This window comes from Streptosporangium sp. NPDC002607, assembly GCF_053592655.1.
Genome location: NZ_JBSFWD010000037.1, coordinates 89,733 through 100,470 on the forward strand (window position 1 = coordinate 89,733; position 10,738 = coordinate 100,470).

Annotated in this window: 12 protein-coding genes; 4 read left to right on the forward strand and 8 right to left on the reverse strand. The window is 63.8% G+C overall.

Annotation, left to right across the window (positions count from 1 at the left end; genetic code table 11):
- Positions 1–86 precede the first annotated feature (86 nt).
- From ACWD3H_RS33280 to ACWD3H_RS33295, 4 genes are all read right to left on the reverse strand, one after another.
- A complete protein-coding gene (locus ACWD3H_RS33280; RefSeq protein WP_451957796.1) occupies positions 87–491 on the reverse strand; it encodes a hypothetical protein in 405 nt (134 codons plus the stop codon).
- The gene (locus ACWD3H_RS33285; protein WP_451957797.1) at positions 488–1,330 is read right to left on the reverse strand and encodes a metallophosphoesterase family protein; all 843 of its coding nucleotides are present in this window, start codon (positions 1,328–1,330) and stop codon (positions 488–490) included. The genes ACWD3H_RS33280 and ACWD3H_RS33285 overlap by 4 nt, the downstream gene beginning before the upstream one ends.
- 122 nt (positions 1,331–1,452) lie before the next feature.
- Positions 1,453–2,022, reverse strand: coding sequence for a plastocyanin/azurin family copper-binding protein (locus ACWD3H_RS33290; RefSeq protein ID WP_451957806.1), 570 nt, complete (start codon positions 2,020–2,022; stop codon positions 1,453–1,455).
- Between the two features lie 25 nt (positions 2,023–2,047).
- Positions 2,048–2,209, reverse strand: coding sequence for a hypothetical protein (locus tag ACWD3H_RS33295; protein WP_451957798.1), 162 nt, complete (start codon positions 2,207–2,209; stop codon positions 2,048–2,050).
- A gap of 699 nt (positions 2,210–2,908) precedes the next feature.
- Here ACWD3H_RS33295 and ACWD3H_RS33300 point away from each other — a divergent pair.
- Complete coding sequence (locus tag ACWD3H_RS33300; protein WP_451957799.1) at positions 2,909–3,100, forward strand: hypothetical protein; 192 nt, start codon at positions 2,909–2,911, stop codon at positions 3,098–3,100.
- A gap of 602 nt (positions 3,101–3,702) precedes the next feature.
- Here the strand turns inward: ACWD3H_RS33300 and ACWD3H_RS33305 are convergent.
- Positions 3,703–4,215, reverse strand: a complete 513-nt coding sequence (locus ACWD3H_RS33305; protein WP_451957800.1) for a DUF6461 domain-containing protein — start codon at positions 4,213–4,215, stop codon at positions 3,703–3,705.
- Between the two features lie 592 nt (positions 4,216–4,807).
- Here ACWD3H_RS33305 and ACWD3H_RS33310 point away from each other — a divergent pair.
- Positions 4,808–5,218 (forward strand): RidA family protein, encoded by a 411-nt coding sequence (locus ACWD3H_RS33310; RefSeq protein ID WP_355557416.1) that lies wholly within the window; start codon positions 4,808–4,810, stop codon positions 5,216–5,218.
- 435 nt (positions 5,219–5,653) lie between these two features.
- Here the strand turns inward: ACWD3H_RS33310 and ACWD3H_RS33315 are convergent, their stop codons facing one another.
- Positions 5,654–7,108 carry a hypothetical protein gene (locus ACWD3H_RS33315; RefSeq protein WP_451957801.1) on the reverse strand — a complete coding sequence of 485 codons (1,455 nt, stop codon included), beginning with the start codon at positions 7,106–7,108 and terminating at the stop codon, positions 5,654–5,656.
- 831 nt (positions 7,109–7,939) lie between these two features.
- Entirely contained in the window at positions 7,940–8,479 is a 540-nt protein-coding gene (locus ACWD3H_RS33320; RefSeq protein ID WP_451957802.1) for a DUF6461 domain-containing protein, read from the reverse strand.
- Between the two features lie 409 nt (positions 8,480–8,888).
- Here ACWD3H_RS33320 and ACWD3H_RS33325 point away from each other — a divergent pair, with 409 nt between their 5' ends.
- Entirely contained in the window at positions 8,889–9,392 is a 504-nt protein-coding gene (locus tag ACWD3H_RS33325; protein ID WP_451957803.1) for a hypothetical protein, read from the forward strand.
- 304 nt (positions 9,393–9,696) lie between these two features.
- Here the strand turns inward: ACWD3H_RS33325 and ACWD3H_RS33330 are convergent, their stop codons facing one another.
- Positions 9,697–9,822 carry a hypothetical protein gene (locus tag ACWD3H_RS33330; RefSeq protein WP_350923701.1) on the reverse strand — a complete coding sequence of 42 codons (126 nt, stop codon included), beginning with the start codon at positions 9,820–9,822 and terminating at the stop codon, positions 9,697–9,699.
- A 471-nt stretch (positions 9,823–10,293) separates the two neighbouring features.
- Between ACWD3H_RS33330 and ACWD3H_RS33335 the strand changes: the two genes are divergently transcribed.
- Positions 10,294–10,689, forward strand: a complete 396-nt coding sequence (locus tag ACWD3H_RS33335; protein WP_451957804.1) for a VOC family protein — start codon at positions 10,294–10,296, stop codon at positions 10,687–10,689.
- The last annotated feature ends 49 nt before the right edge of the window (positions 10,690–10,738 follow it).

A 10,738-nucleotide genomic window follows, 5' to 3' on the forward strand; every position in this document is an offset into this window, starting at 1 on the left:
AGTTCACCCGCCCTTGACATCCGGTGGCAAGATCGACGGCGGCACGCGCCACGAGTATCGACATGCGGCGTGACCAGTATGGATGATTATTCGGCACCCGTGAGGCTCTCCGCCGGCTTGCGCATGGCCAGCTGCCGGGCCGCGAGCAGCAGCAGCGCGGCCACTTCGACGATCACGCTGATCGCAGCCTGCGGGGAGGGGGTGAATCCGTGCTCGGTGAACCCGAAAATCCCGATGGTGCGGGAGAGCGTGAAGCCGCCCAGCGTGCCCAGGGCCACGGCGGCGGCGCCGAGCCTGACGATGGCCGAGTCGCTGACGAGCAGCAGTAGGGTGACGGCGAAAGCGCCGCCGACCTGGAGCAGGAACGCCGTGCCGATGATGGGGATGTGCCGGTAGCCGCCGTTGAGGTAGAGGTCGGCGTGGATGTAGCCGCTGGCGGCGATGGCGGCGGCCGTGCTCAGGCGGGTGGCGAGGGCCGCGGACGCCTTCATGCCAGCTTGTGGTCGGTGACGGCCAGGCCGCCTGCGCCCTTACGGTAGGTGACAGTGCGGATGCCCAGTGCCTCCTTGAGGCGGCCGGCTGGTACCACCTGCGGGAGGGGTCCCGGCCCGACGCCCGGTTTGGGCAGCGGGTAGGCGGTGGTGGTGGCGCTGTGAAAGGTGACGTTGCCTTCGGTCTTGGTGAACAGCTGGTGCACGTGGCCGTTCAGGCAGGTCACAGAGGAGAAGCGGCGTAGCAGGCCTAGGACCTTGATGGCGTCATCGGTGCCCCAGCCCCAGGCCGGGTACATGGCGAACAGCGGGATATGGCTGAACACCACGATGGGAGTGTCAGCCGATAGACCAGTGACGTCTTTGCGGACGAAGTCGATCTGGTCGGCGCCAAGGTGCCCGAGTTGCTCCATGTGCAGGGTGTTGACCAGAGCGATGAAGTGGACGCCATGGGTGTCGAAGCTGTACCAGCCGTCGCCGAGGGTGTTTGCGCCGAATCGCTGCCGGTACGCATGTCCGGCGTCGCCGATCGAGTCGTGTTCCCCGGGCACCGTGAAGATGCGACCGGTACGCAGGCCGGTCAACATCTGCTTGACCTGGTCGAACTGGCCCGGGGTGGACAGGTGGGTGAGGTCGCCGCTGTGCATGACGAAGTCGGGCTGGAAGCCCAGGCTGTTGACCTGATTGAGCGCCTCGGTGAACGTTCGGTTCACGTCGGTGTTGGCGGCGCCGGTGAAGCCGATGTGGCTGTCGGAAATCTGCACGAACCGCAGCGCGCCAGAGTTGGCGGCGGCCTGTGTGGCGGCGCTGTCCTGGCTGCCTGCGATGCTGCTGATCACTTGGCCGTCGGCCACCGTCAAGACCACGGCGGAGCCGAACCAGCCGGCGTGGCGCAGCAGTTGGCGGCGAGACATCCCGTGTTCCGGCGTCGGCTCGGCTCCACGCGGATCGATAGGGCCGGTCACTGGGTCACCGTCACAGTGGCGGTCATGAACGGGTGGATGCTGCACAGGTACTTGTAGGTGCCCGGCTTGGTGAACTTGTAGGGGTAGCGGGCACCGGACGCCAGCGCGGCGGAGCGGAGCGGACCCTGGCCCTGGCCCTGGCTCGTCACGGTGTGCGGTTCAGGGTCCTGGTTGATCCAGGTCACCGTAGTGCCTGCCTTGACGGTCAGCGCAGCGGGATGGAAGGCGAAATTCTTGATCGTCACGGAGTTCGGGCCCACCGGCGTGGCCGGCGCGCTGCCTGTGGGTGCGGCTGTGGCCGTGTTGGGGATCACCGGGATGGCAGATGCCGGGCCGGTGCCGCCGGGCATGCCGGGCAGGCTCTGGCCGGCGCCCGGGGTGATCCCGGCGGACGCCGGGCCGCGGTGCGGCGGGTCACCGCAAGCGGTGACCAGACCAAGTGCGCCGATCAGAGCAAGTGCGCCGATCAGGGCCGGTAAGCGCGGTATGCGGGGATGAATACCGTGACTCATACTCATGTCCCTCTCGCTGGCTGGAGTGCCGATCCAATCAGCGCGAATCGGCATCGACACTGTGAGATGGCACGCCGGGTTACCCACGGAACCGGTGGCCGGTATGGAGCAGGAATGGGGTGACGTTGCCCCAGCGGGTGAACTCCGGTGCCTTGAAGTCCGGATGGGTCGGCCGGTAGTCGCCGGGTTTGCCGGTGGTGGTGTAGGGCGGGGCGGCGTCCGCGCCGTCGTGCGCGCGCAAGGCGAGGATGTCGCGGGCGCCTGGGCACCGGCCTGGATGCCCGCCTGTTTAGCGGGGCCGGCGGGATGCCAGGCGAGGTCGGCGGCCAACTGGTGGTCCAGGTTGGTCTTCTGCGCCGGGTACATGATCCTCCTCCTGCATCAAGGGAGGAAAGGTGACAGGCCGCTCCGGCACGTTCACCAGCGCCGACCGTGGCTGGGACTCGACTGCGCCGACGTGCTGAAACCCGATCCAGAGCGTTTTTACCCTGAACTGACCGAAGCAACGTGAAACCACTGGATGTGCGACGTTGCCACTCATATCACCGGAGATAGATGCATGGTTAAACTATTTCCTCAGTTATGTCCCACCTTCGCGGTATCCCCGGCGCCAATCTCCCGAAACCGCGGAATGCCGGGTTTTGCTGTGCTCTGAAATTCGCGGGGATATTTTACTGAGAAATACCTGGGGTTATCGCCCCGCTGGGTTTCCTCGCCCGTCAATTCATGCGTATCGAAACGGGTCGCTTCCGTAGGTGCTGACCGAGAACACGCTTGTGCCAACCGCTGCGTCTTCCTCCGTGAGGTCTATGACCTGGAGGGGAAACTCACCTCGGCGATCGCCGCACTCGGCATCACCAGTCTGACCGCCGACCAGGTCACCGCAGCCCAACTTGCCACACTGGTCAGATCACACTGGTCCATCGAAACCAGTCACTACGTGCGTGACGTCTCCTACGGCGAGGACGCCGGCACCATCCGCACCGGCACCGGACCCGCCGTCATGGCCGCACTGCGCAGCTTCGCCGTCGGCGCCCTCCACCTGGCCGGCTTCCCCAACATCGCCGCAGGCCAACGCTGGTCACACAGCGACTACGCCAACCCACTCAGCACCCTCGATCTCAAAATGTGAGAACGCCGGAACCATGGGGGGTGGGCCGTCCCATAGCTCCAGCGTGACCCCGGCCTCATGCCAAGGAGAGGTGCTCCAGAATATCGCCCAATTCAGGGTCGCCTCGAAGCAGGAGCCCTCGGGAAGACGCGCCGCGATCTCCCAGAAAGGGGGCCATCCTGCCGGCTCGTACAGAAGGCCGTCTTGGTCTTTCAGAGTAAATTGACTGCGTTCCACGCAGATTACCTCGTGGAGTCGTTCGACGAGTTGCGGCATTCATTTTCCCTGGATGGATAAATGCACGATGTGTGGCCTCCCCGCAGAGGACACACATCGGTGGATTCGGCCTGGTCGACACTCATGCTGCCTGGATCTTCGAATAAAGCGTCGTGTACTCGATGAGGGAGCCTAATGAGAGCTGACGGGCCTGCTTCAGGCAGACTCGAACCTGGTAGCCAACCGGCGGGTGAGCACTCACTGAGCACGCACTGCGAGTCCTGGAAAAAGATCGTGCCCCTGCCTGTCGACCGGGAAATAGATCGCTGCTGGGATGTCGCGCTCCCAGTCCGAGCTGTCCCAGGTCGACTGCGCTCACGACGCCCGGCACATGGGCCTGAAAAGGCTCAGTACTCAAGGACGCCGTGGGAGGCCACGATGTGACTGGAAGTGTTCGGCCGTACCCCGGTGATGCGCTCGGCCAACTGCAGCGCCGCGGCAAGCCCGCCCTCCGACTTGCCATGGACCAGGCCGAGCTCGATCCGGTCGGCCAAGTAGTCTCGCGGGGCGTCGTCCGCGTCGTAGGGGATCAGCGGGTCGAAAGACAAGATCTTGCGGCCGTCCGCGTAGTGGTCGAAGGACGCGACGCTGTTCACGTTGACAAAGACGCTTGCCGTGACCGTTCCTGCCGACAAGGGCCGCAGCACCTCGTCCAGCGTGCCGGCGAAGCCGTTCCACTCGCTCAGGATGGTGCCGCCCTCGGCCGGATGGGCACAGATGAGACCCTCCTCAATCTCGCCTTCCTCGTCGTCACCGTCGAACACCTCGATGCCGAGGCGGGCCAACGCCTCGTGCGGGGTGAGACCGCGGACGAGCGTTGTGCAGAACGCGGTGTCATCGAGCCAGCTGTAGACGCTCACGGAAATCCTGCTCTCTCTAGGGCTAGATCATGGGAATCCTGGCATGCGGGTCCGACGGAAATCGCACGCGACCGGGAGAGACGACAAACGCGCTCCTGAGCGCCTTACGCTGCTTGGGAGAACGAGGCTTCGCCTTGCTCGCAGAGCACTGGCGCGCCCTCCAGCACATCACCACCGCCAGCCCCAGCAAAAATCGGGGACATCGTCAAAGCCGCACTCGTCCTCACCCATTTCGAACACGGCCACCTGACGTGAAAGGTCGCTGAGATCACCTCAGTGTCAGTGCAGGTCAGAGGGCATGTGTGGTCCAGGTTGGACGGTCTTGAACGGCCCTGAACCGCAACTGAAACTGCAACTGACGATGCTCGGCGGGCCGGGACTGAGGAACGAAGCCCTGGACCTCCGATCGCCCCCGACCATGAACGGTGACCGGCCACCCTGTGGCGATCGTCGTGCCGCATCTGGGCGGCGGCGTGACCATGAGCTGGCCGCGAGGTACGGGCGGCTTGGCCTGCGAAAATAGGAGGCGGCAGTCAGAATGCCTATGTCAGGATGGTCGCTTTGTGTCCGATATGAAAGGAACTGAATGACCATGCCTAGCGCCATCACTTTGATCCGCTCCGCTTCTCTGTCCGACGTCGCCCAGTACGCTTACGCAGCCACGGCGCCTGCCGAGTCACGACTCATCTTCCTCGCCGGAGCGTGTCCCCTGAACGAGGACGGCTCGACGGCAGCGATTGGGGACTACGCGGGCCAAGCAGCGAAAGCCATCGAGAACATGCAGGCGGCTCTCACTGCCTCTGGCGCATCATTGCAGGACGTCATCAGCACAAGGGTTCTTGTCGCATCCACCCGGCAAGAGGATTTGGTGGCTGCCTGGGAGGTAGTCCGGGACTCGTTCGGTGAGCATGACGTACCGAGCACCTTGATGGGAGTCACCGTGCTTGGTTACGACGACCAGCTCGTTGAGATCGAAGCCATCGCCGCCGTACTTGATTCCTGAGCGGTAAGCGTCCACCTGGCGCAAACGGACACGGCTAAGAGACCTGTGCGAACGCACGCGCCTCTCCCGCCGGGTGCCGGCTAGCGCTCTGAACGGGGATGCTGTCCGGGTTCGGTGAGTGCGAAAGGCGCATGCATGTTCGGGCTGGGCTGGTTTGAGCTGCTGATTCTCGCTGTGGTGGTGCTGGTCGCTGTCGCGACTGTGTTGGTGATACGAGCATTGCGGCGATAGGCCAGCCATGTTCCTCGGTGAGCCGGGGTGAGGAACGAACCCAGCGCACCGATCGCCCCCGGCCACGGCAAACTGAACCGCGCCGGGATTGCTGGAGGCCTATGAGTCCCCATGGTTTCCTGCTGTCCCTCCGTCCCGACGGGTACGCAGAAGCGGTCATCAGCCGAGTGGAGGTGATCGTTGGTGTGGTAGGTGCGCAATGCTCTACCGCGACACCCGAGTCTCGTCCGCCGGCACTACCCGGGCGGTCATACCGGGTGAGGCAAGACCGGCGATAACCGCCGCGAGAACGGGCAGACCGACGACCAGAGCGGCGATCAGCGACCACGGGGTATCGAAGGCCACCCGTGGCATCGGATCCCATTCGACCGAGGCCGTCATCGGCCATACGAGGAGCAGGCCGATCGTGCACCCGGCGGCTGCGCCCATCGCCGTACCGCAGGCCGCGCTGAGTCCCGCACGGCAGGCGGCGAGTGATCGCAGAGGCGCGGTCAAGTCGCCGCCGACCCGTAGAAGCACACGTCTCGATCGGGAGTCGCCGACCTGGCCGGTCGCGGCCAATGCGCTGCCGAGGGCGACGACAACCGCTGCCACAACGAAGACCCACCAGCCGGTCGAAGCCTGGAACCCTCGCTCGACGTACGTGGTTGCGGTGTCACCCAGCCGACGGTCGAGCCGCTCCTGTTCGATCATGGAGGTTCGATGAATGGAGGGGTCGATGATCATTTTATCGGGCTCCAAGTGATAGCCGAGATCTCGCATGATCTTCGCTGGGAGGAAGAGCTCCTCCATGTGAGGGTCGGCGGGCTTGACGACGATTACAGGAATGCTCTTGGTCAACAGTGACTCGTCATTCCTGGCGAAGTCGAAGTCGTAGTGAATCGACACCTTGTCGACTTCCACGTCGTCGGCCGTGACCACTACTGCTGTGTTCTCGTCGTAGGGCGTCGACGGGTCTCCAGTGAGATAACGGAGCAGCGCGTGGTCGCCGATGATGCCGGCCGGAGCAACGCTCTCCAGGTCCGGAAACTCTACGTTCTCGATGTCTAGGCCGAAATGCCCGTTCTCGCGCTGGCGATCGACCTGCGTAATGGGCACTCCGGGTAACTCCTGTTGGATGGCCGCACGTACGGCAGCTGCTTCTTCCGCTGAGAACCACTGCACCAGGAGGGCGCCGGACCGGACCTGTGGATAATATTCCGCCCTGTTCTGTGCTGTTGTGGCGACAGCGATGATCATTACCGCGATTGCGAGGGCCGTCGCGACCATCGTTGCCGCGACCGCGGGAGCCGTTCTAGCCCGATTGCCGGCCACGTCGTGGGCCGCCAGGCGCATCGGCAGAGGCAGGTGTACGGCGCGTCGCCCGAGGATTCCCAGAAGCCATGAGGTGAGCGGGCCCAAGCCGAAGAGAAACAGTGCCCCGCCCATCAGGGCTGCCAGGGTCGTCAATGCCGATCCGAAGTCGTCATAGTGCTGGTCTTCGTGTGTGGACCATGCGGTGAGCGCCATCACCATAATGCCGATCATCGACAGAATCGATCCATAGACCAGGTGGAGCAGCTGTACGCGGGTGTGGCGACCGTCCGGGGCTGATCGTGCCGCGAATCCTATGGAGCCGAGCGCAAAAGCCATAGGAATGCTCAAGATCGCCTCAATCATGGGGAAATGGTATGCGGTGCCGAATGAGGCTGTGTGGAAGAAGGTCAGGGATACCTAAGGAGTCGTGATTCGGACCGATGCCGTGCATTGGTGCGGCCCGAGCCGCTGGCTGCCGGGACCGACCCTCCAGGCCGCATGCCCGGCCGCTGAGTGGACGCAGGACTGTGAGGCGGTGCAGAGCGCCGAGCCTATGGTCCAACATCTGCGCCATCACTCCTGAACAGGTAGCCTCACCGCCGACGTGGTAGCTGTACGACCCGCGGCACGCGGTGGTCTTGCTCTGCCTGAACGCCAGGGTGCATGCGCCGGAGGCCGCCGAGCGGGTCGGGCACGAGGTGGATGTGCTGCTCAGGGTCTACGCCCGGTGCGTCGGCGGGCAACACAAGATGGCAGACAAACGGATCGTGGAAGCGCTGTCGACGTGGCCCCTGGCAGTGCGACACGAAGGACCCCGGGCATCCCTCGGGGTCCTTCGTCGTGCCGGCTCCGGGCTCTCCGAAATCATTTCGCGTGCTTCCGAAATTCCCGATGCCACGGGGAAAACGCCGCTGGTTCCGTTCCACGTGTGTTCCGTGAACGGTGGCCCGGAATTGCATCCGGCCGCATGTGCCGGGAAGACCGACAGGAGCAAAGACCCAGCTCAGGGCCTTAATTCCTGGTCAGGAGTGACAGGGCGCCTGGAATTCGAACCCAGAACCTACGGATTAAAAGATCGATCTTGTGCTGTTCCGGACAGTTCAATGCAGGTCAGTGGGTGTGGGCGGTCCATCCTGAACCGCTTGGAACGTCCTGGGGCTGCAACGGGAAATGCAACGGGCAGCTCATCCTCGATCAGTCCGGGCAGTCAATGGATCCGACGATGGGCGCCGCCGCGTAGTGAGTCGGTGTGAAGGTGACCCCGGTGGCCCGTGCGGCCAGGGCGATGACGAGAGCGGTGGAGACCCGTGTGTCGGTGAACTCCTCCCCGTCCAACGGCATGCCCAGATCCCGCATATGGGCCAGCAGACGGTCCGGATCGCTGCCGTTCCGCTCGCTGGGAAAGAACGGCTCGAACCGTGTGGTCACCACCTCGTCGACCGAGTAGACGAAGTGCTCGTCCATGGTGATGCCGGTGATGAGCCTCGCCGTCTGCGTCTCATGGGAGAGCGCCTCCGGGAGATCCTGGCAGTGGTAGTCGATCAGGACCGCTCCTCCGTCTGCCGCGTAGGCGGCGATGCCCCATTCGCGGGAGATGTCACCGGGGGTGGCGCCGATCCGGTGTAGTGCCTCCTCAGGGGGCAGGCCCCGCACGAACGTCACTCCGATCAGGTCGCTGTCCTTCTCGTACTCCTCGATGAACCAGGCGTAATCCGTCGGTGTTGCGCAGCTCACCGGCGCTCCCCTTTTCTGTTGGCCGACCAAAGTGGTCCTTAGCCTTGCAGGATTCACCTGTGATCATCGGATTGGAAGTGGACGGCGCTTATTGGCTTTCGTGGCGCTCTGACCTGGTGCTTTGGACGCTGCCCCGGTCCCGTCCAGGGGAGGCGATCCGCGCATAGTCCGGATCTTGAAATCCTGCCTGCTCGCTGCAGCCTTGCCGTTAGGGCCGGCCACGCTGCTCGGTGGGCCGAGGTCGAGGAACGAAGCCGCAGACCGTCGATCGCCCTCGACCACGTCCGACGGCCAACCATGGTCGGGCAATCGTGAGAGTAGTACTCGTGTGGCAATGGGATCGAGGCATAGGGAAGGGGTCGATGTCCCGCTCTATACAAGACACCATCGCTCCTGGATCATTCGGTGTATGAATTGGGAGACGCTCAGTACAACTGTTCTGCCCCTGCTCGGCGTGTTACTGGGGACAGGCGGAACTCTCCTAGGTCAGCACCTGGCCACACGTGTTGATAGGAAGCGTCTGGAACACGACCGGCTTGTCGTTATGCGTACTGAACGGAAAGTCGCCATCCTTTCTTTTCTCGATGTGGCTCAGCGGATCGAGATGGCCCTGGACGAACACGCTGAATCTAAGGATTCACCAGGTGAAGTGGACTCGAAGGAAAGCCTCCATCAGTTGTGGCTGGCCAAGAAAAATGTTGAACTCGTCTGTTCGCCTGAATTGGCTCAGAGCGCACATGACTACACGTACGCTCTGCATGTCGGCCTGAGAAGCCCTGATCGCATTACTGATCCAAGTGTGAAGCGGCAGGCCCGATATCTCGTAATGGAATCTGCGAGGCGAGATCTCGGAATCACCGGACGTCCTCTTCGGCGTGAACTTTCTCCAGCTTCGACATCCGGCGACGACTGAATCCTTTGAAGATCTCGGCACTCGCCCCTCGGGCTGCCGCGTTCCAGGTCGGGGGCGGTTTCACCTTGCCCGTGATTCCCCATGGTGACCCTCCTGACGGGCACGCTTGGGATGCGTCGGCGCGGTCCTGCTACCTGGTAAGCCGTACTGGGGAACGAGGCATGGCTCGTCGATCGCCCCCGACCCCGTACGGAGATCAGCCCGCATGAGGGTGGTGCCGGCTTCGGCGCCGCATCACTGGCTTGAAGACAGCGCCTGTCGTGGGATCGACGGTGGACAGCGTGGGCCAGGGCGGGCAGGCTGATCACACGGCGATGAGGGAGAGATCATGAATTTCGGCGCCACGGGCGTGAGCGTGCTCTTCATGCTGCTTGGCGCTCTCGTTCAGTTCCTGGTCATCTACTTCGCCGTACGCCTTGCTCTGAAGCATGACCGTGAACGTTCCGAGCGTGGTTGGCCGCAGAGGTAGCATCCTCGGAGAGCTGAGCGGCCGGCGCCGATGCGAAGCACCCCAAAGGGGCCGTGAAACGGTCGGGGCCGGTGGCCGTAGCGCTACGGCAGGCTCCAGCAGCCCGGATCGTCGGAGTGACGTGCTGTGGGTGCTCCAGGGCGCGGGGCGGGAAACAGACGGACCTCGCCCGGAGTGCTCACCGGCCCGGAGGTGCCCAGCTGGAAGGCGGATCCGGTTTCCACGCCGACGTCTCGTCAGCTGCCCGCCTCTGGGTGGCGATCCCGCCACTATATCGAGTTTGACTTATATAAGGTGAAACTGAAATAGTCTTCACGTGCGCACGTCGACGTTCCTGGCGATCCGGTCCGGAGTCGGGGCCGCTGACGAGCAGGCCGTTCCCATCGCCAGGAACATCATCACCTTTAACGCACCTCGCTAGGAGTCCACCCGATGTCACAAAAAATCACTACTTTCTTGATGTTCGAGGGCGCGGCAGAAGAAGCAATGACGTTCTACATGTCGCTGTTCGACGACGCGGAGATCCTGGCCATTGCCCGCTACGGCCCCGAGGGGCCCGGCGCGGAGGGCAGTGTGCAGCACGCCACGTTCACGCTGGCGGGACAGGAGTACATGGCCATCGACAGCAACGTGTCGCACGCGTTCACCTTCACCCCGTCGGTCTCGCTGTACGTGCAGTGCGAGTCGGAGGCGGAGATCGAGCGCCTGTACGCGGCGCTGTCGGAGAACGGCGAGCCGCTGATGCCGCTCGGCTCCTACGGCTTCAGCAAGCGCTTCGGCTGGACCAACGACCGCTTCGGCGTCTCCTGGCAGCTGAACCTCGCCTGATTCCTCCACCCGGCCCGCCGTGGCGGATCCCGCGTGCCCGTGACGCGGG